The organism is Burkholderia sp. 10_S31, from assembly GCF_056930375.1.
In genome coordinates, this window is record NZ_JBXOWK010000002.1 from 880573 (window position 1) to 902843 (window position 22271).

General features: G+C 62.8%; 20 protein-coding genes and 2 pseudogenes. 10 read left to right on the forward strand and 12 right to left on the reverse strand.

Annotated features, from left to right (window positions below; all coding sequences use genetic code 11):
• Positions 1-209 precede the first annotated feature (209 nt).
• The 6 genes and pseudogenes from AC1Z3W_RS18525 to AC1Z3W_RS18550 all read right to left on the reverse strand — a co-directional run.
• Complete coding sequence (locus AC1Z3W_RS18525) at positions 210-905, reverse strand: HNH endonuclease (protein WP_175827077.1); 696 nt, start codon at positions 903-905, stop codon at positions 210-212.
• 63 nt (positions 906-968) lie between these two features.
• Positions 969-1601, reverse strand: a complete 633-nt coding sequence (locus tag AC1Z3W_RS18530; RefSeq protein WP_483508335.1) for a DUF6946 family protein — start codon at positions 1599-1601, stop codon at positions 969-971.
• Positions 1602-2305: 704 nt separating this feature from the next.
• A complete protein-coding gene (locus AC1Z3W_RS18535; protein WP_483508190.1) occupies positions 2306-2707 on the reverse strand; it encodes a hypothetical protein in 402 nt (133 codons plus the stop codon).
• A 528-nt stretch (positions 2708-3235) separates the two neighbouring features.
• Entirely contained in the window at positions 3236-4654 is a 1419-nt protein-coding gene (locus AC1Z3W_RS18540) for a DEAD/DEAH box helicase (RefSeq protein ID WP_483508191.1), read from the reverse strand.
• Positions 4655-4736: 82 nt separating this feature from the next.
• Positions 4737-4869 (reverse strand): annotated as a pseudogene (locus tag AC1Z3W_RS18545) (MFS transporter small subunit).
• A gap of 22 nt (positions 4870-4891) precedes the next feature.
• A pseudogene (locus AC1Z3W_RS18550) lies at positions 4892-5032 on the reverse strand (hypothetical protein); the annotation flags it as partial.
• A 274-nt stretch (positions 5033-5306) separates the two neighbouring features.
• Here AC1Z3W_RS18550 and dapA point away from each other — a divergent pair.
• The 8 genes from dapA (at position 5307) to AC1Z3W_RS18590 (ending at position 14063) form a co-directional block, all read left to right on the forward strand.
• Positions 5307-6203 (forward strand): 4-hydroxy-tetrahydrodipicolinate synthase, encoded by an 897-nt coding sequence (dapA, locus tag AC1Z3W_RS18555; RefSeq protein ID WP_057928222.1) that lies wholly within the window; start codon positions 5307-5309, stop codon positions 6201-6203.
• A 14-nt stretch (positions 6204-6217) separates the two neighbouring features.
• Positions 6218-7384 (forward strand): iron-containing alcohol dehydrogenase, encoded by a 1167-nt coding sequence (locus AC1Z3W_RS18560; RefSeq protein ID WP_124835574.1) that lies wholly within the window; start codon positions 6218-6220, stop codon positions 7382-7384.
• Positions 7381-8658, forward strand: coding sequence for a four-carbon acid sugar kinase family protein (locus tag AC1Z3W_RS18565; RefSeq protein WP_483508192.1), 1278 nt, complete (start codon positions 7381-7383; stop codon positions 8656-8658). The genes AC1Z3W_RS18560 and AC1Z3W_RS18565 overlap by 4 nt, the downstream gene beginning before the upstream one ends.
• A gap of 11 nt (positions 8659-8669) precedes the next feature.
• Entirely contained in the window at positions 8670-9695 is a 1026-nt protein-coding gene (pdxA, locus tag AC1Z3W_RS18570; protein ID WP_057928219.1) for a 4-hydroxythreonine-4-phosphate dehydrogenase PdxA, read from the forward strand.
• A gap of 112 nt (positions 9696-9807) precedes the next feature.
• On the forward strand, positions 9808-11226 hold the full coding sequence (locus AC1Z3W_RS18575; RefSeq protein ID WP_483508193.1) for a sodium:solute symporter family protein: 1419 nt from the start codon (positions 9808-9810) through the stop codon (positions 11224-11226).
• A gap of 23 nt (positions 11227-11249) precedes the next feature.
• Positions 11250-12437 (forward strand): sialidase family protein, encoded by a 1188-nt coding sequence (locus AC1Z3W_RS18580; protein WP_057928217.1) that lies wholly within the window; start codon positions 11250-11252, stop codon positions 12435-12437.
• Between the two features lie 104 nt (positions 12438-12541).
• On the forward strand, positions 12542-13336 hold the full coding sequence (locus AC1Z3W_RS18585) for a DeoR/GlpR family DNA-binding transcription regulator (RefSeq protein WP_057928216.1): 795 nt from the start codon (positions 12542-12544) through the stop codon (positions 13334-13336).
• Positions 13337-13358: 22 nt separating this feature from the next.
• Entirely contained in the window at positions 13359-14063 is a 705-nt protein-coding gene (locus tag AC1Z3W_RS18590) for an SDR family NAD(P)-dependent oxidoreductase (RefSeq protein WP_057928215.1), read from the forward strand.
• Between the two features lie 101 nt (positions 14064-14164).
• Here the strand turns inward: AC1Z3W_RS18590 and AC1Z3W_RS18595 are convergent, their stop codons facing one another.
• Together AC1Z3W_RS18595 and AC1Z3W_RS18600 are read right to left on the reverse strand one after the other, a co-directional pair.
• Positions 14165-15220 (reverse strand): aldo/keto reductase, encoded by a 1056-nt coding sequence (locus AC1Z3W_RS18595; RefSeq protein WP_483508194.1) that lies wholly within the window; start codon positions 15218-15220, stop codon positions 14165-14167.
• A gap of 72 nt (positions 15221-15292) precedes the next feature.
• Positions 15293-15883 (reverse strand): flavodoxin family protein, encoded by a 591-nt coding sequence (locus AC1Z3W_RS18600; RefSeq protein ID WP_057928213.1) that lies wholly within the window; start codon positions 15881-15883, stop codon positions 15293-15295.
• Between the two features lie 117 nt (positions 15884-16000).
• On the opposite strand from AC1Z3W_RS18600, the gene AC1Z3W_RS18605 reads away from it, so the two are divergent.
• Positions 16001-16906, forward strand: coding sequence for a LysR family transcriptional regulator (locus AC1Z3W_RS18605; protein ID WP_057928212.1), 906 nt, complete (start codon positions 16001-16003; stop codon positions 16904-16906).
• Positions 16907-16981: 75 nt separating this feature from the next.
• On the opposite strand, the gene AC1Z3W_RS18610 is transcribed toward AC1Z3W_RS18605, so the two are convergent.
• Entirely contained in the window at positions 16982-17494 is a 513-nt protein-coding gene (locus AC1Z3W_RS18610; RefSeq protein ID WP_242431882.1) for a lipocalin-like domain-containing protein, read from the reverse strand.
• A gap of 1199 nt (positions 17495-18693) precedes the next feature.
• Here AC1Z3W_RS18610 and AC1Z3W_RS18615 point away from each other — a divergent pair.
• A complete protein-coding gene (locus AC1Z3W_RS18615; RefSeq protein ID WP_483508196.1) occupies positions 18694-19059 on the forward strand; it encodes a type II toxin-antitoxin system RelE family toxin in 366 nt (121 codons plus the stop codon).
• 220 nt (positions 19060-19279) lie between these two features.
• Here AC1Z3W_RS18615 and AC1Z3W_RS18620 read toward each other — a convergent pair whose 3' ends face one another.
• From AC1Z3W_RS18620 to AC1Z3W_RS18630, 3 genes are all read right to left on the reverse strand, one after another.
• A complete protein-coding gene (locus tag AC1Z3W_RS18620; RefSeq protein ID WP_483508336.1) occupies positions 19280-19681 on the reverse strand; it encodes a hypothetical protein in 402 nt (133 codons plus the stop codon).
• A 576-nt stretch (positions 19682-20257) separates the two neighbouring features.
• Positions 20258-20551 carry a GYD domain-containing protein gene (locus tag AC1Z3W_RS18625; RefSeq protein WP_057928240.1) on the reverse strand — a complete coding sequence of 98 codons (294 nt, stop codon included), beginning with the start codon at positions 20549-20551 and terminating at the stop codon, positions 20258-20260.
• A gap of 419 nt (positions 20552-20970) precedes the next feature.
• Complete coding sequence (locus AC1Z3W_RS18630) at positions 20971-22248, reverse strand: aminotransferase class V-fold PLP-dependent enzyme (protein ID WP_124835581.1); 1278 nt, start codon at positions 22246-22248, stop codon at positions 20971-20973.
• Positions 22249-22271 lie beyond the last annotated feature (23 nt).

A 22271-nucleotide genomic window follows, 5' to 3' on the forward strand; every position in this document is an offset into this window, starting at 1 on the left:
CAGGTCAGGAGCGCTTTGGCAGATGACGAAATCTGAATCATTCTCATCGGAACGGCCGTTTGCCGAGGTGGATTCAACCGCCGAACTCGGCCAGCCGCCACCCCACGACACGCGACCGCCGCAGATCAACCCACGCCCGCTATTCGATCCGGCGCGACATCTACCGCAACGTCCGAGGTAAAACAGGCATCGGAATCGCGCACCCTGACTCAGCGGCACAACATTGCACGTAACTTCTCAATCGGCAGTGGAGGATCCTGCCGGTGAAGCATCGCATGACAGTTGGGGCACACCGGCTTCAGGTCGCGAATAGGGTCCACTTGATAGTTCGCGCCAATGTCTGCGATGGGAACCTCATGGTGAACGTGGATGAAGCTGCGACCGATTGATCCATAACGGACTTCGAAATTCAGATCGCAGACCATACAGGCATATCCGTAGTGGTTAATGCACGCTCGGCGCGCGGCTGCATTTCGCTCATAAACGTTCACAAGCACCTGTGCAACCGCGCCTTCGAAATACTGCACCCCGCCCGGAATGTCATCTGGATACAATGTGCCAACGTCTGGGGACGACGACCGAAACCATTCGTCGATCTGAGCCAGAGACGGACCATGCTTCACCTGAAACAGCTCGACGAGTTCGACACGGACTTTCACTCGCTCGATGTCGTGGCTGCTACCCGGTGCCAGCCGGAGCGCGTCGGCCATCTGCTCTGTGTCGTCCCATACAAATACGGCATGAACCACGCCGTATGCTTTGTGCATATCACGGCCGACGCGCTCGAATCCACGCAGGAGATTTTCCGCGCCATCCCTTCCGCTAATCGCAGCCTCCAGGGTTTGATGTCCTGAATGCCGGCGCCATGTGTTCTTCTCGTGCACTGCTGCAAATTGGATGCTCATGAGGCTTTAGTCCGGTCGATTCATTCACGACATGCTCAGCGTAGCGTCCAGCATTTCTATTGCTCAACAGGTCAGGTACTTCGGGTTGCCAGTAATCCAAGCGCCGAAGAGTGGTACCCGCGAAGAAACGGCAAGTTTTTGGACACACCCATGTTCCGCTTCAACTCCGAATAATCGGGTGAAAGCCTGGAAATCCAGCCAGCCCGAACGTTCGGGGCTGAAAGAATGTATGAGCACGATTGCGGCGACCGCTCGATACTGCTCGGCTGTTATGACAGCCGAAGCCGCCCGATGCAGCAGTTGATAGCGAATGTCTCCCTGCGGTGCTGCTACAAGGCCGATCACTCGCAGTATGTGGCGCAAGCGCTCCGCCTTGCCGCTTGACGACTCGTTGCACCAGCTCTCCAACGTCGGGCCGAACGACTCACGGACCTTTCCTTCAACCATGATGGATACGGCTCCAGCCGAGGAACGCGCGAGCACGAATATATCGTTTTGCGAAGCACGTTCCCCACCCGGTAACGGCACCTTGAATTCCGGCACCGCCAGGAGTGGAGTGAGTTCTTCGAGCAGCGGCTCGCAGGAGCATGACAAGGAGGCGGCAACTTCCGCCGGAAATCCATCGGCGTCTTCCCAGCAATAGGCGAGCGTGCGTGCGGAATACCCTGTCTTCCAATGCTTTTCAGGATCAGCCAATTGGCGTTGCCAGTCATTGGGCCCGGAAGAAAACGAAAGAATTCGCGCCATGGCTCCCTCTCGGATTGGTCGGTCACGCATGCGGCAAACGGTATCAATGCAACGCAGCAGATGACAAGCGATTCCGGCACGATACTCAAATCCTGCTGACACCGGGGTGTCAGTTGCTTTTGAAATAATCGTCTGACCTATCCGCCGAGCAATCGATTGCAAGCGTCCGTTGAGATCGCGCAACGGACGTCTGAATGTCCGAACGCCGCTGCCTACGAAAGTCGCCTATTGGCCGGCTAGTTGCCCAAAGCCGAGGCCGAAGCCGGCTCGCTTGCCACCCGATGTAGTCGGTAGTTGCCGACCCAGAGCGGTCATCGCCTATATCGTAGTGGGGAAAAATAATCGATTTCCGATGATCGCTTCGGCCAAAGCCAACGTCAATGTCGGTATCGGATGGCGTTTCCGTGGAGGCGATCAAAAGCTGATTAAATTGTTCCAATTTTATTTGGTATTTTTCTGCCATCACGTGCAAATATTTCATGTTGCACCTGTTCTCAATGGCTCACCGAAGCAGCTTTTCCCTGTCACACGAGCACGCAACGCAACCGCATACCAGAAGACGTCACCCCAGATCTGCCGCTAGACGCCCCCAAAACTGACATACACAATCAACAGCTGAACGGTACCTCGCGACCCTGCTGCGTGCAATGTCGCTACAAATAACTCGTCGTAAACGATGCGAAAATCGCCGAAACACCATCATAAAAATCGCCAGGAGCTTTGGGCGAAAGAAATACGGACACGTTGGCGCGCGAAACAACATTTGAACGGTACCCGTCAACCCGCGCAATGACATCATATCTATGCTGCAGATTACCCGGTTGATTTTTATCCGGCCGTGGTCCGACTGAAAAACCGGCGCCGCGAAGGATGACTTCGGCGTCGTCAAACGAACTTTCGAGAGGAATGTAACGAACTGCGAGCCAAGTAATGTCCCCAGCTTTCTCTATCTCTTGTATCGGGCCGCTTTTGGGGAGCTTCTGATATGCTTCGTCGATTTCAACACGAAGTCTTCTGCCCAGTATTTCAAGGTCTTGCGGAGGGGACGCAAGCAACGCCCCTGGTTTTAGCGCAAAGTAAAGCGAAACCCATAGGCCCGCGTGTATCGCAGTGCGTCTTTGGAAGACCAGCTTCCGACTCTTTGTCACTGTCACCGCCGATTCGCAGTACCAGTTACATCGCAACGACAACGATTATCACCGGAATAGCGTGGGCGATTGGGTTGGAGCATGCGGCCGTGGAACCCTAGTGTCAACGATCTAGCCCCATCTGTCGAAAGACCGCTCCTGGCCGACTGCACCCCAAAGCGAAAGGCCACTATCCGCCTCAACGCGATAGTCCTCGACGAGCCGATCAGACAACAGCGTTCGTATGAAAAACCGGACACATCGCCGGTGTCACCCTCGATCTGACGCCTGTTACGCACGACTCCAACATCCGTTCGGCCCCGAAGGCGTTACTGATCCTGACTACAGTGCGCCGTTACCCGTCGACCTGATGCATGTGCCGAAGTCGAGCCGTTACCTGCCTCCCGACCCGCCAGCCTGCGCCTTGGCTGGCGTCGGCCGCCCCACCGATCGACGTTAGTGCTTCCCGCGCCCACCAGACGATTTCCCAGCCGGCTTACGCGCCCCCGCAGCCGCCTTACCAGCGGGTTTGCTCCGCGGCTTCTGCACGCTGAACGGACTACCGGCCAACACGCTCGCGCCCTTCCCCGCAGCCTTACCCTCACCACCCTGCGGCCGCAGCTTTTTCCCAGCCACAGCCACCGGCACAGCCCCCGCCCCACCTTGCGCCACCTTAGGCTTCTTCGGCTTTTTAGGCTTCTTGATGATCTGCCCTGTCGCACTGGTTTCCGGCACGCGGTGTTCCGCCTCAAACCCCGGCTCTTCTTCACGACGCAGCGTTTTCCCGATCAGCGCTTCGATCGCGGCCAGTTGCGGCGCTTCATCGGCACACACGAGAGACACCGCCACACCACTCGCCCCCGCACGCCCCGTACGCCCGATCCGATGCACATAATCCTGCGCCACGATCGGCAGATCGACGTTGATCACGAGCGGCAGATCATCGATATCCAGCCCGCGCGCAGCCACATCGGTGGCGACCAGCATCTGCACCTCACCCGTCTTGAAGCGCTCGAGCGCACGCAGCCGCGCGGGTTGCGGCTTGTCGCCGTGGATCGTGTCGACCGCATAGCCCGCGTCATTCAGCATCGACGCCAGGTAATCCACGCCATTGCGGGTCTTGACGAACACCAGCGCGTGGTCCCAGTTGTTCTCGGCCACCAGGTGCATGAAGAGGTCCGGCTTGTTCCGCTTGTCGACCGTCACCACCCACTGTTTGATCTTGCTCGCCGTGACATTAGGCGGACTGACGCTGATATTGACCGGACCGCGCAGAATGCTCGCCGCCATCGCGCGGATGTCGTCGGTGAACGTGGCAGAGAACAGCAGGGTCTGGCGTTGAACGGGCAACGCAGCAAAGACGGCATTGAGCTCGCGCGCAAAGCCCAGATCGAGCATGCGGTCGGCCTCATCCAGCACCAGCATCTGGACTTGGTCGAACTGCACGGCATTCTGGCGATTGAGATCCAGCAGACGGCCAGGCGTGGCAACGAGCACATCCACGCCCTTGCGCAACTTCATCATCTGCGGGTTGATGCTCACCCCGCCGTAGGCGGCCAGAAATCGCAAGTCGAGGCCTTTGCCGTAAGCGACGAAGCTTTGCAGCACCTGCTCGGCCAGTTCACGCGTCGGCACCAGCACCAGAACACGCGCACGGTTGCTGGACACCGCCGGCCCGTGCTGCACCAGCCGTTGCAACAGCGGCAACGCAAAACCCGCGGTCTTGCCCGTGCCCGTCTGCGCCCCGGCCATGACGTCCTTGCCGCCGAGCACTGCGGGAATCGCCTTGGCCTGCACCGGCGTAGGTGTCTGGTAATTGAGGTCCTGCAGATTACGCAGCAGCGGGTCGATCAGGCCTAGCGAGGCAAAAGACATGGACGTGTTCCGGGCTAAAAACCGCAATTCTAGCGGTTACCGCGCTGATCGCACCGTGCAGATCAGCGCGCCCTGCCCGCCTTCACCCAAACAGCTTCATCGCCGTCGTGAGCGTGTTGACGACACCCCAGGCAAGCGGAATCAGCACGTAGAGCCAAAACACGGCAAGCACCGCCTTGTTTGGTCGGGCGAGCGGAAGCGACCGTTTCGTTCATTTTTCGCGTCTCCTGGATTTATTTATTTGCCGGCGTCGAGCTGCGCGTCGGTCATGTGATGGCGCTCGTTCACGCGCGTGACGAACAGGTTGCAGACGAAGCCGATCACGAGCAGCCGGCCATGCATGCCGCCGACGTACGCGAAGCCGAACCATTCGCTCATTTCTCCTTTTCGGCGCCACCTCAAAATGATCGATTCAATCATATTAGGGTTTTCATTGACTGATCCAGTCACCACATCAGCTAGAATGCACACATCGCGCAACAACTTTGATCGAAACGAGCAAGTCCACTGAAGAAAGCTGCCGGACGACTCGTTCCGTCATACGCGTTGCACTGGCGGGTGCCCGCAAGCGCACGGCCCCGCTGTTTTCTGCCTAACCCCAAGGAGACGGCGCTTCCGCCCGCCGTCCCTTCCGCGATGGAGCAAGCCAAGCATGTCAATTTCGTTCAAGGGGATCGTTCCCGCGCTGATCACGCCGATGACGGCAGACGAGAACATCGATGAAGACGGGCTGCGCGCGCTGGTCGAACGGCTCATCGAGTCGGGCGTGCACGGGCTCTTCGTACTCGGCACCAACGGCGAATTCATCGCACTGAGCGAAGAAGAGAAGCTGCGCATCGCGCGCATCGCGGTCAGCCAGGCCCGCTCGCGCGTGCCCGTCATCGCGGGCACCGGCGCCTATGCGACGCGTGACGTGATCGACCTGAACCGGAAGATGACCGAGGTCGGCGTGGATGCCGTTTCGGTGATCACGCCGTACTTCAACGGCGCGACGCAGCCGGAGCTCTACACGCACTACAAGAAGATCGCCGAGGCAACGCCGCTTCCGGTCATGCTCTACACGATCCCCGCGAAAGCGGGCATCACGCTGACGGTCGATACCGTGCGCCGCCTTGCCGAGATTCCGAACATCCGCGGCATCAAGGACAGCGGCGGCGACTTCGATCGCCTGCTGCAACTGATCAACCTGCGGCGCGACGACTTCGCGGTCTTCACCGGCACCGACTCGATGATTCTCTGGACGCTGATCGCGGGCGGCGACGGCGCGGTCGCCGCGACGACCAATGCCGTCCCGCAGGTCGTCATGTCGATCTGGAACAAGTTCCAGGCCGGCGATATCGCGGGTGCACGCGCCGCCCAGGAGTCGCTGCGTGCGCTGCGCGACGCGTTCGCGCTGGGCACGATGCCCGTCGTGCTGAAAACCGCCGCGCAGATGCTCGGCATGCCAGCGGGCCCGGCTCGCTCGCCCGCGCAACCGCTCGACGACAGCGCGCGCGAGCGCCTGGCGCAAGCGCTCTCCATTTACCACGACGCCGCGCGCGGCCACTGAAACAGGTCATCAGCATGACGACTTATCACTTCCAGACAGTCAAGCACATCGTCCACGGCGCCGGCAGCCTCGCCACGCTTCCCGACACGCTGTCGCTGCTCGATACGCCGATCGAGCGCATCGCGCTGATCACGCAACCCGCAATGGAAGCGCTGGGGGTCGCCGATCGCGTGATCGAATCGCTCAACGCGAGGGACGTCGACGTGCGCATCATTCGCGGCGTCGAGCCGGAGCCGACCATCGGCAACGTCGAGACGGTTTTCAAGGAGCAGATCGAGCCCTTTGCGCCTCAGGCGATTCTTTCCATCGGCGGCGGCAGCGTGCTCGATGCGGCGAAGCTGTTCGCGGTCCGGCTGACCAACGACGAACCGCTGCGCAACTGGCTCGGCATCGACCTCATCAAGCACCCCGGCGTGCCGATGATTCTGGTGCCGACGACCGCAGGCACCGGCTCCGAAGTCACGCCCAACGCGATCGTGACGCTGCCGGACGAAGCGTTGAAGGTGGGCATCGTCAGCCGTCACCTGCTGCCGCAAATCGTGATTCTCGATGCGGAACTGACGCTCGGCCTGCCGAAGCCGATCACGGCCGCAACCGGCATGGACGCGTTCGTGCATGCGCTCGAATCGTATATCTCGACGAAGGCGAACCCGATCAGCGACATGTACGCGATGGAGTCGATGCGCCTGATCGGCGCGAACATCGTCGAGGCGTACGAGAACGGCCAGTCGCTGAAGGCACGCGAAGCGATGATGCTCGGGTCGATGTACGGCGGCCTCGCGCTCACCGCCGCCGGCACGGCAGCGGTGCATGCGCTGGCCTACCCGCTCGGCGGGATGTTCAACGTCACGCACGGTGTCGCGAACGCGATGCTCCTGCCGCACGTGATGGCCTTCAATCTCGATGCGATCGAAGGCCGGCTGTCGAACGTTGCGCGCGCACTCGATCTGGCGCCGAACACGGATTCGGACCCGGTCGCCGCACGCAAGCTGATCGACAAGATGGTGGAATGGACGGCGGCTGTCGACATTCCGCAGGACCTGCGCAAGTTCGGCGTGTCCGAAGCACATCTCGACGCGCTGGCGGTGGCGGCATCGAAGGTCAAGCGCCTGCTCGGCAACAATCCGAAGGCGCTGACGCTCGACGACATGAAGTCCATCTACCGTCGCCTGCTGCCATGAACGCGGTCGCACAGCACGCAGCACGGCTCCTGATCGTCGCCGACGACCTGTCGGGCGCGGCCGATTGCGCGGTGGCCGGGTTGCGTCACGGATTGACGGCGATGGTCCTGCTCGACACGGAACACGCGTCGGCGCCGGCGCACGACGTCGACATCCTGTCGGTCGACGTCGACTCGCGCCGCGCATCGAAGGACGTGGCCGCCCGACGCAACGTCGCCGCCGTCGAGTCGTTGTCGCGTGTCGGCACCCGCGTCTACAAGAAAGTGGACTCCACGCTGCGAGGCAATGTCGCGGCCGAGGTCGCCGCATTGGCGTCACACCTCGGCATGGCGATCGTCTGCCCCGCCTACCCGGCATCCGGACGCACGACGCGGGACGGACGCCAATGGGTTCGCGGCGTGCCCGTCGAAGCGAGCGAATACTGGCGCAACGAGCACATCCCGGGCAAGGCCGATCTGGTTGCGCTGCTTTCGGCCGAGGATCTGCGCGTCGCACACGCGGGAATCGGCGCGGTGCGCGGCGAACCGGACGCGCTCGCGGCACACATGCGGCAGTTGCAAGCCGATGGCATGCAAGCCGTCGTGTGCGACGCGGAGTCCGATGCGGACCTGCAACGCATTGCCCGCGCATCGGCCACGCTCGACAACGTGTTCTGGGTGGGCTCGGCCGGCCTGGCGCCCGCCGTCATCGAAGCGTTGGCGCCAACCCGAAGCACGACCGGCACGGCGGCCGGCCGCGAGGATCCGCAAGGGCCCGTGCTCACGGTCGTCGGCAGCATGTCGAGCATCTCGCATGCGCAGCTGGACTGCCTCAAGGCCAACTGCGGCACGAGCCTCGTTGCGCTCGAGGTCCCCGTCGCCGCGCTGGATGATCCGCGCAGCGACGTGACGACGCTCGTATGCGACGCCCTTCGTCGCGGCCGGCATGTGGTGGTCTCGTTGAGCCAGGCGCAGCGCGGCGACGTGAAGGACGGCCTGCTGTTCTGCAACCGTCTTGCCGCGTTGCTGGCGCCCGCCGTGCGCCACGCGGGCGGGATCATCGCGACGGGCGGCGAAACGGCGCGCGCGCTGCTCACCGCGGCCGGCGCGAACGCGTTGCGGATCGTCGACGAAATCGAGGACGGCATGCCGCTGCTCGAATGCCGGCTGCAAGGAAAGACACTCCCCGTCGTGACCAAGGCGGGCGGCTTCGGCCAGCCCGCATCGCTCCATCACGCGTGGCGCCGGCTTGCGAATGAAGGCAAGACGGCCAATACCGCTCAAACCAATTTGTGAAGAGAACTGCCATGGACAACCGTCCCATCATCGGTATCACCATGGGCGACGCGGCTGGCGTCGGCCCGGAAATCATCATGAAGAGCCTTGCCCATGCGTCCGTGTACGAGCAGTGCCGCCCCGTGGTCATCGGCGACGCCGCGCGCCTGCGGGACGCCGGCCGCAGAGCCGGCGTCGAGCTCGACGTTCGCGCCGTCAGCCGGCCGTCCGACGGCGCGTTCCGCGTGGGGGTCGTCGACTGCATCGACATGGCGCTCATTCCGGCCGACCTGCCTTATGGAAAGCTGTCCGCGATCGCCGGAGACGCCGCGTATCGATATATCGCGCGCACCGTCGAGCTGACGTCGAACGGCGAGCTCGACGCGATCTGCACGGCCCCGCTCAACAAGGAAGCGTTGCATGCCGGCGGCCATATTTTCCCCGGACATACGGAAATGCTCGCGCATCTGACGGGCATCGACGAGGTGTCGATGATGCTGGTCGCGCCCAACCTTCGCGTGATCCACGTGACGACGCACATCGGCCTGCTCGACGCGATTCGCAAGATCGAGCCGGGCCTCGTGCAACGCACGATCGAACGCGCACATGACACGCTGGTTCGCGCCGGCATCGCGAATCCGCGCATCGGCGTATGCGGCATCAATCCCCATGCCGGCGAGAACGGCCTGTTCGGCTACGGCGAAGAGGAAGAGAAGATCGTTCCGGCGGTGCAGATCCTCCAGGCGCGCGGCTGGGACGTGGAAGGCCCGCTGCCGGCCGACACGCTGTTCTTCCGTGCGGGCCGCGGCGATTTCGACGTGGTCGTCGCGATGTATCACGACCAGGGACACGGGCCGGTGAAGGTGATGGGCCTCGAAGCCGGCGTGAACGTGACGGTCGGCCTGCCGGTCATCCGCACGTCGGTCGACCACGGCACCGCCTTCGACATCGCCGGCAAGGGCATTGCCGACGAACGCAGCATGCTCGAAGCCTTCCGCCAGGCCGTGGACCTCGCGACGCGGCGCAACGAGCCGTCGCCGGTGGCGAGCGCCGCCTGAGCCGCCCATGTAACGACACGCATCGACCAACGGGTCATACCGGCAGGAACATGCCGGATGACTCGACGCACCCGAACGGACATATCAACCGAAGGTAACGTGGAGACAAGCGATGGCCACCTTCAGTTATTGGGATACAGCCACCATCATCGGCATGGTGGTTGCCTACATCGTGCTGACGAGCATCATCAGCATTCGCCTGCGCAGCCGTAATTCCGAACAATTCATGGTGGCCGGGCGCTCGATGCCCGCGCTGGTGGTCGCCATCCTGCTGATGTCGGAATTCATCGGCGCCAAATCGACGGTCGGGACATCGCAGGAAGCCTTCTCGGCCGGCATCGCCGCTTCGTGGTCGGTCCTGGCGGCAGCCATCGGCTTCCTGCTCTTCGGGCTGTTCATGGCCAAGCGCCTGTATGCGTCAGGTGAATTCACCATCTCCGGGTTCATCGCCCAGCGGTACGGGCATGGCGCGAAGCTCGCCGTCTCCGCGATCATGATCTACGCGCTGTTCGTGGTGAACGTCGGCAACTACGTGAGCGGTGCGGCGGCGATCTCGACGGTCATGCGCATCAACCTGCCGACGGCCGCCATCATCACCGCCATCGTCAGCACCATCTACTTCGTCTGGGGCGGGCTCAAGAGCGTCGCGTACCTGACGGTCGTCCACAGCGCCGTGAAGCTGCTCGGCATCGCCATCCTGGTCGGCGTCGCGTGGCAGCTGTCGGGCGGCATCAAGCCGATGGCGCAGCACATGCCCGCGCACTACTTCACGTGGACGGGGGCGCTGTCGGGCGGCACCATCGGCGCATGGATCATCGGCACGGCCGGCGCGATCTTCTCGACGCAGTTCATCATCCAGGCGATCTCGGCCACCCGCAGCCCCGAGGGCGCACGCGCGTCCTCGCTGATCGCCGCAGTCCTGTGCGTGCCGATCGGGCTCGCGCTCGGCTTCATCGGCGTGACCGCCAAGTACCTGTATCCGAACATCAAGAGCCTGTATGCGCTGCCGGTGTTCCTGCAGCACATGAACCCCATCCTGGCCGGCATCGTCACGACTTCGCTCGTCGCATCCATTTTCGTGAGCGTCTGCACCGTCGCACTGGCGATCGCTTCGCTGATCGTCAAGGACTTCTATGTGCCCCGCTTCAAGCCGACGCCCGACGTCGAACTGAGAATGACGCGCTGGATCTCGCTGGTCGTCGGCTTCCTCCCGCTGATCTTCGTGCTGTTCGTCCCGCAGATCCTCGCGCTGTCGTTCTTCAGCCGCGCGCTGCGCCTGTCCGTGTCGATCGTTGCGCTGATCGGGATCTACCTGCCGTTCTTCAGCGGCAAGCGCGGCGCCGTCTCGGCGCTCATCTTCGCGACGATCGCGACGACGGTCTGGTACCTGCTCGGCAATCCGTTCGGCATCGACAACATGTACGTCGCACTCGTGACGCCCGCGATCGTGCTGATCATCGGCAAGCTGTTGTTTCATGGCGAAGGCTCGGACCTTCGCGACAAGCCGCTCACGCATCGCGAATCGCACTAACCTCGCCACTCGAGACACATTTCATGAGCACCAACCTCGTTGAAGCGCCGAGCGCCGCTTCGGATCATTGCGTTCGCACGGCGTATGCCGACGCGGAACGGCAAGAAGCGTTTCTGCCGACCGCCTGCGTGCAGAACCACGCGGCCAACCTGCACTGCCTCGACAACGGCGACCTGCTGTGCGTCTGGTTCGGCGGCACCCAGGAAGGCATTCCCGACGTTTCCATCTACCTGTCGCGTCTCGCGGCCGGGACGAACGCGTGGTCGTCGCCTCAAAAGCTGTCGGACGACCCGACCCGCTCGGAACAGAACCCGGTGCTGTTCACCGCGCCGGACGGCCGCCTGTGGCTGATCTACACCGCGCAACTGTCCGGCCATCAGAACACCGCGATCGTTCGCCGCCGCGTGTCGGCAGACGGCGGCGTCACCTGGGGGCCCGTCGAAACCCTGTTCGAGCGTCCGGGGACCTTCGTCCGCCAGCCGATCATCGCGCTCGACAGCGGCACGTGGATTTGCCCCATCTTCCTGTGCCGCACGGCGCCCGGCGAGCGCTGGGTCGGCAACGACGATGTCAGCGCGGTCATGGTCTCCGACGATCAGGGCGCGTCGTGGACGCTGCATGAAGTACCGGACAGCGTCGGGTGCGTGCACATGAACGTTCACGTGCTGCACGACGGCTCGCTGCTGGCGCTTTACCGTAGCCGCTGGGCCGACTTCGTCTACGCGAGCCGCTCGACGGACGGCCGCACGTGGAGCGCGCCCGAGCCGACCGACGTACCGAACAACAACTCGTCGATTCAGTTCACGGTGTTGCAGAACGGTCACCTCGCGCTCGTGTTCAACGAGAGCGATGCGTCGCACAGCAAGGAGCGGCGCGCGTCCCTGTACGACGATATCGAAGACTCGGAAGACAGCGGCGAGCTGCGCGACCAGAAGGCGTCCGCGCGCGGCACGGCCTTCTGGGGCGCGCCGCGCGCGCCGATGTCGCTGGCCATCTCGGAAGACGGCGGCAGGACATGGCGGCGCCGTCGCAACCTGGAGATCGGCGACGGGTACTGCATGACCAACAACTCCGCGGACCAGCGCAACCGGGAGTATTCGTATCCGTCCATCGTGCAGTCGCAGGACGGCGCGTTGCATATCGCATTCACCTGGTTCCGCCAGAAAATCAAGTACGTGCGCGTCGACGAAGCGTGGGTTCGCGGTCGATGACGCCAGCCGGTGCAACTGGCCGGTCGCTGCGGCAATTCGATAAACTTGTCGGTCGGGATGCGCGGACTTGCGCGCCAATGCGATCAGACCAGGAATTCACGCACATGAAAGTGACCAGGCGCCGGGAGGCGATGCTGCAGGCCGTGCTCGGGGGCATGACGGACGTTGCGACGTTGTGCGAGCACTTCGGGATGTCGGAAGCGACGGTTCGCCGGGATCTGCGTGCGCTCGCGAGCGACCGTCGCATTCTGCGCACGTACGGCGGCGCCGCCGCGGTCGGCGGCCACGAGCCTGAGCCCTCGCTCGAGGAGCGGCGCGTCAGTTCGCAGGAGCAGAAGGAAGCCATCGCGCACGCGGCAAGCGCGTTCGTCGAGGATGGCGACACCGTGTTCCTCGACGGCGGCACCACGACCGCGGCGCTGGCGCGCCTGCTTGCCGGCCGGACCGCCGTTCACGTCGTCACCAACAACCTGCTGGTCGTGAGCCCGCTCGCATCGTCAGGGGTTGCTGTGACGGTGATCGGCGGCGACGTCCGGTCGTCCAGCATGAGCACGCTCGGGCCGCTCGCGCAGATCGCGCTGAGCCGCCTGAGCGTCGACAAGGCCTTCCTCGGCGCCGACGGCGTGGTCGCCGAACTGGGTTTGTGCGAGGCGAGCAGCGAGCAGTCGTATCTGAAGGAGTGCGTGATGCGGCAGGCGGCGGAGGTCTTCGTGCTCGTGACCGCGGACAAGCTCGGACGCGCGAGCCAGCAGCACTGGACGCCGCTCGAGCGCGACTGGACGCTCGTGACGGATGACGCCGCCCTGCCCGAGCAGCTCGATCCGTTCCATTCGCAGGCGCGGATCACGGTGCATGCGGTCAGCACGAAGACTGCGGCGACATCCGCCGGTTCATCGTAGTTCACACGTAGCAGGAGCGATCGTGGGTCAATTGGAGCAGTCGGGTTCGGGTTCGCGCCATGCCGTCGTCACGGGCGCGTCGTCGGGAATCGGGCAAGCGATCGTCGATCGTCTGCTGTCCGATGGCTGGCGCGTCACGGGACTGTGCCGCTCGCACATCGAAACGACCCGCGATGCGCTGACAATCGTGCCGGTCGACGTCACCGACTTCGCGGCACTCGGGCCCGTGTGCGATGAACTGGGCGCGGTGGACGCGCTGGTGCATGCGGCCGGGTTCATGCGTACCGCACCGCTCGGTCAGCTTTCACATGAAGACGGAGCAGCCATGTGGCGCCTGCACGTCGAGTCCGCAACCTTTCTCGCCGATCGGCTGGTGCCGCGGATGCCTGCAGGCGGACGCATCGTACTGCTGGGCAGCCGCACCGCCAACGGCGCGGCCACCCGCAGCCAGTATGCGGCGACCAAATCCGCGCTGGTCGGCCTGGCGCGGTCCTGGGCGGCGGAACTCGCGCCGCGGGGCATCACCGTCAACGTCGTCGCGCCCGGCGCGACGGACACGCCGTTCCTGCGTGATCCGGCGCGCGCGGCAACGCCTCCCCGCCTGCCGCCGATCGGGCGATTCATCACGCCCGAGGAAGTCGCCGCGCTGACCGGCTTCCTGTTGAGCGCCGATGCGAGCGCGATCACCGGGCAGCAGATCGTCATGTGCGGCGGCGCGTCGCTTTGACGCGGCGAGGTGCTTCCTTTCGCGTCACGCGTGTGCCCGACTCGACACCGGGCGTGTTCGCGACCGCCCCGGTCGAACAGATGGATGTCGCGTCGCCGATCCTATTTCGACACGGCACGTGCGAAAGGCTGCGGCAGCCGCCCCGCCGCCTGACGATCGATCATCCAGCCGGGATAACAGGGCGGCAACGCACTCACGGCGTCAAGATGCGCAAGCTCGTCGTCGGTCAGGACGACATCGACCGCGCCGAGATTGTCCTCAAGCTGCTCGACCCGTTTGGCACCGATGATGACGCTCGTGACATGCGGCTTCGCGAGTAACCACGCGAGCGCGATCCGGGCGACCGACACGCGCCGATCATCGGCGATGGCGCGCATCGCCGCGACGCACGGCCAGGCCCGCTCGAGATCGACCGGCGGAAAATCGAAATGGCTGCGCCGCGCGCCTTCTTCGGTCGGCGCCCCGGGACCGAACTTCCCCGAAAGCAATCCGCCGGCGAGCGGCGACCAGACGAGCAAGCCCATCCGCTCCTCGATCGCGAGCGGCACCAGTTCGCGCTCCACGTCACGTCCGGCGATCGAATAGTAGGCCTGCAGCGTCTCGAAGCGCGTCGCATGACGCGCTTCGCTGAGTCCGAGCGCCTTGCCGATCTTCCCGGCGCGCCAGTTCGACACGCCGACATAGCGAACCAGTCCCTGGCGCGTCAGATCGTCGAGCGCCCGCAGCGTCTCTTCGATCGGCGTGACGGAATCGTTCGCATGGATCTGGTAAAGGTCGACATGGTCGACCTGCAGCCGCTCCAGGCTTCGCTGCACGGAATCCATGATGTGGCCGCGCGACGCGCCCTGATCGTTGGGTGTCGGGCCCATCACGCCGGCCGTCTTGGTCGCCAGCACGATCTCGCCGCGCGGCACGCCGAGGTCCCGCAGCGCTTGTCCGACGAGGCGTTCCGACTGACCGAACGAGTAAATGTCCGCGGTATCGATGAAGTTGATGCCGTCGGCCAGCGCGCGGGCGATCAGACGCGTCGCGTCGTCCTGGCCGACCGCGCCGATCGCCGCCCACATGCCGGCATCGGCATTGCCGCCCAGCGTCATCGTGCCGAGACACAGCTCGGAGACATACAGGCCGGTGCGGCCCAGTTGCTTGTATTTCATGCCCGTTTCCTTCTGGACCGGCTGGGAAGAATGCGGCGGCGTCCGGTCCGGCGCGCGCCGCACTCCAGGATGTCAGCTGTTTCGAGCGTGTCCTGCCCGAAACTGTCCTGCGATCGTTGCGACGCGCGCGCCATAGCGGCGTGCCGTCTCGAGATCCCCCGCCGACATCTCGTCGGGAGACGCGTCGGCCGGCGTCTGCGCCATCGGCGCGATATAGGCGCCCATGCGATTCAGGTCGTCGCGCATCGACGCCTTCAGGTTCGCCGGCTTGATGTCCATGCTCGCCCAGATGCCGCCGTGCTGCCCGGCGAGCAGAACGAAGTATTCGAGCGTATTGAGCTTGTCGCCGTTGATGCTGGCGCTGTTGGTAAAGCCGCCGAAGATCTTGTTGCGCCACGCGCCGTCGAACCAGGCCTTCGACGATGCGTCGGCGAACTTCTTGAACTGCCAGCTCGGGCCGCCCATGTAGGTCGGCGAGCCGAACAGGATCGCATCGGCGCCGGCAAGCGTCTCCCACGCGTCCGGTGGAATATTTCCGTCGGCGTCGATGGCGACGACTGCGGCGCCAGCGCCTTCGGCGACCGCCGCGGCCATGCGTTCGGTATGCCCATAGCCCGAGTGGTAGACGACGACCGCTTTAACCGGAGTGATGTGTTGCGTCATGCTTGCTCCCTTTCGTTCAGGTTGTCGTCGGGCGACGACATGGGAAGCACTCTACTGAGTCGCAATTGAGTTATAAATGACGACCGATTGAACGTTCTGTTACTCGCAGAGTGAACAATGCAAAACCTTGACGCGCTGTTGATCTTTGCCCGTGTCGCCGAAATGACGAGCTTCACGCGCGCGGCCGAAAGCCTGGGTATCCAGAAAGGACGTGTGTCGATGGTGATCCGCCGGCTCGAGCGCGACGTGGGCGTCGCGCTGCTGCATCGGACCACGAGAAGCGTGCAGCTGACCGAAGACGGACGCGCCTTCTATTCGCGTGCGCGGGACCTGCTGGCCGAAGTGCAGGAACTGCAATCGATGTTCTCCGGCAATGGCACCCGCCTGCGGGGACGGTTGCGCGTCGACATGCCGACCGAGCTCGCGCGCAGCGTCGTGATTCCCGCATTACCGCAACTGATGGCCGCGCATCCCGAACTGGAACTGGAGCTTTCGAGCACCGATCGGCGTGTCGATCTCGTCCAGGAAGGATTCGATTGCGTGATCCGTCTCGGGCCGATCGTGGACGAGACGCTGGTTGCCCGGCCGTTGGGCCGGCTGCGCATGATCAATGCGGCGAGCCCCGGTTATCTCGAGCGGTACGGTGTGCCACATACGCTCGATGATCTGCTCGGCCAGGGGCACCGGATGGTCCACTACACGCTGACGCTCGGTGCCCGACATCCCGGATGGGAATATCCGGACGGCGACGGCTATGCGACGCTTGCATTGCCGAGCGCGATGCAGGTCAACAGCGTGCAGACGTATCACGCGGCAGGGCTTGCCGGCATCGGGTTGATCCAGGCCGGGTATTCAGGGGTTGCGAGTCACATCGCAAGCGGTGCGCTGGTGGAGGTGCTGCCGGATCTGCGTCCCGAGCCGCTGGCCGCGTCGCTCGTCGTGGCCCATCGGCGTAATCTGTCGCCGCGCGTGCGGGCGTTCATGGACTGGATCGAGGGGGTGTTGGCGCCGTATTTCGATTGAGGGGAGTGGCCGTTCGCTCCGGGTTCGGTCATCCCTGAGAGGGCGCGACGTCAACTACCCGGCCTGCGCTCGACGTCATTTGGCTCGCCTTAGCACAACCTCTCCCGAGCCGCCCCCTGAAGCGGCAGGCGTCGTCCACCTGAGCTCATCTCCCGAGAGGACAAACGGCCTGCGCTGCTCGACGCCATTCCAGTTTGGAAATGTGCTCGTATCGATGCGAAAGGTGATGGTTTTGTCTGCTTCGTTGACGACGTACGTACCAAAGTGGGCGATCGAACCTTGCACCACCGCGCGATATTCCTCCGCACTGCCCTTCATTCGATCGTTGGATACGTACTTGGGCAGGTCGCCGCGCGAATTCACCAGCGCGTAGTGGCCATGGCCGTCAAAGATCACCAGACCGTGGGGATTGGGCCCGTACATGGGTGTGCGGCTGCCGTCCGGACGGACAGTATCGACCGAGACATACGTCCACGCGCCGGCCAGTTGCTGGTCCAATGACTGCTGGCTCAACGCGGCGCCCGATTGAAGCATGAGTCCCAGAAGCACCAGTCGCGAAACGGTAGGGACGATGTGGATGTGATTCACGGCCCTTCTCCTCTCGCAACGCAACCCATAACGACAAATATAGGATGCAAGCAGGGAAAGACAGGGGTAATCGCACGCCGGGACGAATGCCCGGCGCGCGGGCGCGCACGCGTGGCGATCAAAGCCACCTCGATAAGTAACGGTCAAAGGCCGCTAGTCGGTGCAATTAGCTCCGACCATAGTTGGCCACGTGGCTGCCGGACACGGCCGGCGGGAGCCGATCCAAAGCGGAAGTAAACGCTTTCCGTAAGCGGACCTTTGACGTTGACGTGAGATCCAGCAATCGCTACATGCATTGTCGGCACCTCGTCAGAGCACGACCATACTTGCTCCGGGCCCAGGCTTCCAGTTCTTCGATTTGTTCGGAGCAGACCTTGAAGTAGCGCCCGGTCGTGTAGTTCGTGCGAGCTGGGCTGGACATCGACCGGTGAGAGGCTGAATGGACCATGGGGTACTGAGGAGTGACCTGCGGATTGTCAATGTTTACGACGTATCCATTAGGGTGCGCTTGCACCCACCCGAGGTAGCCATTCTCATCATTCACGAATGTTTGCGGCATTCACGTCTTCATGTGAGTTCAAGCAATCTAACGTTCACAATGAGGGGCACGCGCTGCTCTTGCGCGCGTCCCTTTCGATTGGGCTGTCGGCGCTACGGGTGCGGGGCCAAGCTGCTACACGATGGCCTACAGCGCGGGATCTGGCCGCAGCAACTCAGTCGTTATGGCCCGACTCCCGAGGGCCGCGAAGAAAATCGGCGTGGACCTGAGCACGATGGCATACGCCAGGAGGCCATTGTCGTTAACCACCCCGATCTTCAGTAGCACGTAGCCGCCCCACCTGTGCCGAACTCGACACTCTAGATTAGAATGAATTGGTCATTCAGAACGAATTTCTCACGTGACCATGCCGCCGCTAGCTGCCGCAATCCTGACGGGGTACATAGTGATCGGCACCGGCCTATCCGTGGCAGGGCCTTTGGCGAGAGACTTGCGTAGGACGTTTCGAGAAACTAGGGCCGAGCTCACCTATTCCGCGGTACCAGCGAAGTGGGCTAGATTTTCAGCTTCGGTCTTTGTCATGATATTGGTCTGGCCGGTTTTCTTGTGGGATAGTAGATCAGAGCAGGCACCCCGGAGAGTATTGGGTGGGCGACTTTTTCGAGTCACAGATCTGATCAAGTACCCTAGCGTGCATTGGGTGGGTGACTTTGTTGATCTACGCGATCATCTGCTCGCCGTATGGGATCCATCTTATCGCCCGCTGCGTTATCTCCGCGAGCGCGGTAACTGGACGATTGGCTTAAGTCCAGCATTCAGGAAGGCAATAGGCAGCGTAGACAAGAAATTGCAAGGCCGCATTCTGGAAGCGATAGCAGGCATATCTGAAGACCCTCTGACCGCCCAAGGAGACACGAAGAAGCCCTTGGAAGGTAATCTAAAGGGCCTCTGGCGCTACCGGATCGGCGAGTTCCGCTTGATCTATCGCCCTGAAAATGCGGCTAGCGTCGTCGTGCTCGTGGATTTCGTCGCCCGCAATGCTGGATATTCGGGAGTAGGAGACTAAGAGATGGTAATCAACGGCCGTTGCTAAATTGCTAACTGACGTTCGAATGTCAACCTTGGTGTACGGACGATTGGCTGCATCTGGCCGCCTCCTGACACTGGTGCATGTAACGGCCGCGAGTTCCCGTTGTCCATGCGCAGCCTCCCCAATCATGAAGCGTAGCCACACCGGGGAGCCTCTTTCCGTTCGGCCCGGTGGGTTCAGAAAGTCAGCGGACAAGCTATCCGAAAACCCGAGCCCATACCGCCCGAAGGCGGCGCGCGCGGTCTTCGAAGAGATATGAGGCCGCGAGCGTCAAGAGACCTGAAATCGCACCCGTCACGAGGTGCTCGACATAGGGGATACGGTAGTGACTCGTGTGCGAGTAGGCGTCGCCCAACGTTGTCAGGACGCCAACGACCAGCGCATTGCCGTATCGATGCGCGTAGAGTTTCGCCGCAGGCGTGAAAGTCAAAAATACAGCCAGGAGTCCAGTAAGCAGACCTGTATGAAATGCAATAGTCCAGTGGGCAAGGCTCATGATATTTCCCCAGCTCCCCGGCATGCAGGTCATGCACGCACTGGTCGGCTGCCAGAAACGCTGGGCAAACAGTCTGACGCGGTGCTTCCACTCGGTTGACATGATGCATCCCATCAATGCCGTCGTCACGGCCAGCGCCATCACATGTATCGTTGACGCAGTTTCCAAATCCTTTAACGAGCTTGCCGCCCTCACGGATGAGTTGGCTGTGCGCCGCAGAGGCCGAGCAATAACTCAGACATTGGGGGAATACTACTCCACGATCAGACGGCCGCAGTTTCGACCGAGACCGGAATTCAACTCTTGCGTCGATCAGTGCGGCCCCATCCATGACGACCGACGCGAGCACGAAAACAGCCCGACCGCGAGCCGGCAATCGCACTCGGGATTAGGCGGATGATTGCGAGCATTTCGGCACGAGGCACGAGGCACGAAGATGCTGGCCGTGATTCGGTTACCGATGTCGCGCAGGAAATCTGCCCACTCACTACAACCTTCCCGTATAAGCGGCGCCGTTTCTTGTCGTGGATTAACCACCGAAAGCGTAACTGCGCAAGCGCCTGGCTCGTGAGCGATACCCGTGATGCCACGATGCCACGATGCGAGGACAACCAACCAGCTTCCAAGGCGCCCGTTTCACCACTGTCGGTGGCTGGTTGCATCTCGCGCGTCAAGGCTTCACTTCATGCCGCCGACGATCCTCTCCATTTCCGCTTCGCCGAAAGCACGCATGCTGACGGTTCGAACATTGCCTAACTGCGCCAGCATCAGTCCCAGCCGCGTCGCGGTTTCGTCGTCGGGTGCATCGAGTGTCGCGACGATGTCGTAAGGCCCAAGCGTCCATTTGAGCGAGCCGACGGTGACGCCCATCGCCCGCGCCCCTTCCTGAAACGCTTTCGCTCGCTGGACCGTGTCTTTCACGGATTGCACACCTTGGTCAGTCCAATTCATCAATACGATGTATGTCGCCATATTGCCTCCGATGGTTGAGGAGCCCATCCCCGCGCCCTCGCCCATGCACGGGCCGAACTCCACCGACCGGCCGCAAGCGTTTGCGGCCGGTGCAGTTTTCGTTTACCCCGGGATTTGTCGGACGTGTGCGTTGTTGGCGCACGCATGCCGTTGATAATTCGGTCAACGTAAACAGTATAGAAAGCGAATCAGCCGCCGGCGGGTCAATGATTGCGTCTTGTGCGATACCCGCGTCGTCGCAGATCGCATGTCATGTCGGGACATGTATCGAGCTGGAAACGGTGTCATCAGCCAGCTACAGCTTCGATCTCGATTGGATGCCGAAACTGCCGCCGATCGGCTACGCACCGCTCGCGGACGTGCAGAATTTTACGGCACCGAATGCGACACGGCCCGGATCACCCGGGCCGTGTCGTCAATCACCGGCTCGCCGCCAGCACCTCTGTAACCGCGAGAAACCGCGCGATATCCTCCGGCGCATGACAATGAAGCGGCGATATCCGCACCGCGCCGCCGATCCCGAACGACTTCAGCATCCGGCCGGAATACAAACTCGACGCGACGCGTTCATAGACGATCACACCGTGCTTCTCGTATTCCCGCACCGCTTGCGTCGGTTCGAGGTTCGCGAAGCCGATCCCGACGATCAGGTCGCGCTTCGTCAGGTCGTCGTGATCCCAATAGACCTCGACACCATCGATCGACCTCAGCCCGCGACGCCCCTCGCACCCATCGAGCAACGCGGCCAACAGCGCGCGTTCATGCAGTTCGATCCGCTGCATGCCCTCGACGAACAACGTGCGCCGATCATCCGAGTCGAGGAAATACCGCCCGATCCACGTGACGTAATCGACGATCGACGTCACCACCGCAAACTGCGCGGGCGCCGGGCTGCCCAGCTCCCATACGTCGCGCCCTTTCGCGGCGAGCCGATGATGCGGCAACGCGGCCGCGCGCGGCGACAGCCACGAGATGCCCGAACCGCGACACCCGAAGAACTTGTACGGCGCGAAGTTGATCCCGTCGACCGGCATGCGCGCCAGGTCGATCACACCGTGCGGCGCATGCTGAACCGCATCGACGATGATGAACAGCCCGGGCTTCTTCTCACGCGCACGCGCGACGAGCGTCTCGATGTCGAATTTCGCGCCGGAGATGTTCGATGCATACATCACGCTGAGCAGCGCGGTATCGGCGTCGACCAGCGACACGATCGCATCGACGTCCACGCCGCCGGTCGCCGGATTGCTCGGCGCGATGCGCAGCGTCTTGCCTGTCCGTTCCGCATAGCCCGTCATCGCGTCGTAGGACGACGGATGCTCGAGAACGGTCGTCACCGCATTGGTGCCCGGCACGTTCTCCATGATCGCGCGCACCATGTCGAACATCGCGCCCGATGCCGTCAGCGACGCATATACGGTGCCGCCCTGCGCGTTCAGGATCGTTCGAACGTCATCCTCGCCGCGCGACTGGATCGCCTGGAGGTCGAGCGCGCGCTCATGGATGCGCTCCGGGCAATCGGGCAGCGCATCGATCCGCGCGTACGCTTCGACCGCGGCCTTCAGCCGGAACGATCCCCCCGCGTTGTCGAAGAACAGCCGCTCGCGACCATCGAGGTCACGATCGACGTGATGAAAGCGCGACTTGACCTGCTGCATCAATGCGTCTGGAAAAAGTGCTCCATGGGTACTACTCATCTTCGATGCTCCTGTCTGCTTCG

What these genes read in the sequence shown, in the direction of transcription:
- AC1Z3W_RS18525 (WP_175827077.1), bottom strand. Translation starts at nt 905, where the DNA reads ATGAGCATCCAATTTGCAGCAGTGCACGAGAAGAACACATGGCGCCGG.
- AC1Z3W_RS18540 (WP_483508191.1), bottom strand. Translation starts at nt 4,654, where the DNA reads ATGTCTTTTGCCTCGCTAGGCCTGATCGACCCGCTGCTGCGTAATCTG.
- dapA (WP_057928222.1), top strand. Translation starts at nt 5,307, where the DNA reads ATGTCAATTTCGTTCAAGGGGATCGTTCCCGCGCTGATCACGCCGATG.
- AC1Z3W_RS18560 (WP_124835574.1), top strand. Translation starts at nt 6,218, where the DNA reads ATGACGACTTATCACTTCCAGACAGTCAAGCACATCGTCCACGGCGCC.
- AC1Z3W_RS18565 (WP_483508192.1), top strand. Translation starts at nt 7,381, where the DNA reads ATGAACGCGGTCGCACAGCACGCAGCACGGCTCCTGATCGTCGCCGAC.
- pdxA (WP_057928219.1), top strand. Translation starts at nt 8,670, where the DNA reads ATGGACAACCGTCCCATCATCGGTATCACCATGGGCGACGCGGCTGGC.
- AC1Z3W_RS18575 (WP_483508193.1), top strand. Translation starts at nt 9,808, where the DNA reads ATGGCCACCTTCAGTTATTGGGATACAGCCACCATCATCGGCATGGTG.
- AC1Z3W_RS18580 (WP_057928217.1), top strand. Translation starts at nt 11,250, where the DNA reads ATGAGCACCAACCTCGTTGAAGCGCCGAGCGCCGCTTCGGATCATTGC.
- AC1Z3W_RS18585 (WP_057928216.1), top strand. Translation starts at nt 12,542, where the DNA reads ATGAAAGTGACCAGGCGCCGGGAGGCGATGCTGCAGGCCGTGCTCGGG.
- AC1Z3W_RS18595 (WP_483508194.1), bottom strand. Translation starts at nt 15,220, where the DNA reads ATGAAATACAAGCAACTGGGCCGCACCGGCCTGTATGTCTCCGAGCTG.
- AC1Z3W_RS18600 (WP_057928213.1), bottom strand. Translation starts at nt 15,883, where the DNA reads ATGACGCAACACATCACTCCGGTTAAAGCGGTCGTCGTCTACCACTCG.
- AC1Z3W_RS18605 (WP_057928212.1), top strand. Translation starts at nt 16,001, where the DNA reads ATGCAAAACCTTGACGCGCTGTTGATCTTTGCCCGTGTCGCCGAAATG.
- AC1Z3W_RS18620 (WP_483508336.1), bottom strand. Translation starts at nt 19,681, where the DNA reads ATGTCAACCGAGTGGAAGCACCGCGTCAGACTGTTTGCCCAGCGTTTC.
- AC1Z3W_RS18625 (WP_057928240.1), bottom strand. Translation starts at nt 20,551, where the DNA reads ATGGCGACATACATCGTATTGATGAATTGGACTGACCAAGGTGTGCAA.
- AC1Z3W_RS18630 (WP_124835581.1), bottom strand. Translation starts at nt 22,248, where the DNA reads ATGAGTAGTACCCATGGAGCACTTTTTCCAGACGCATTGATGCAGCAG.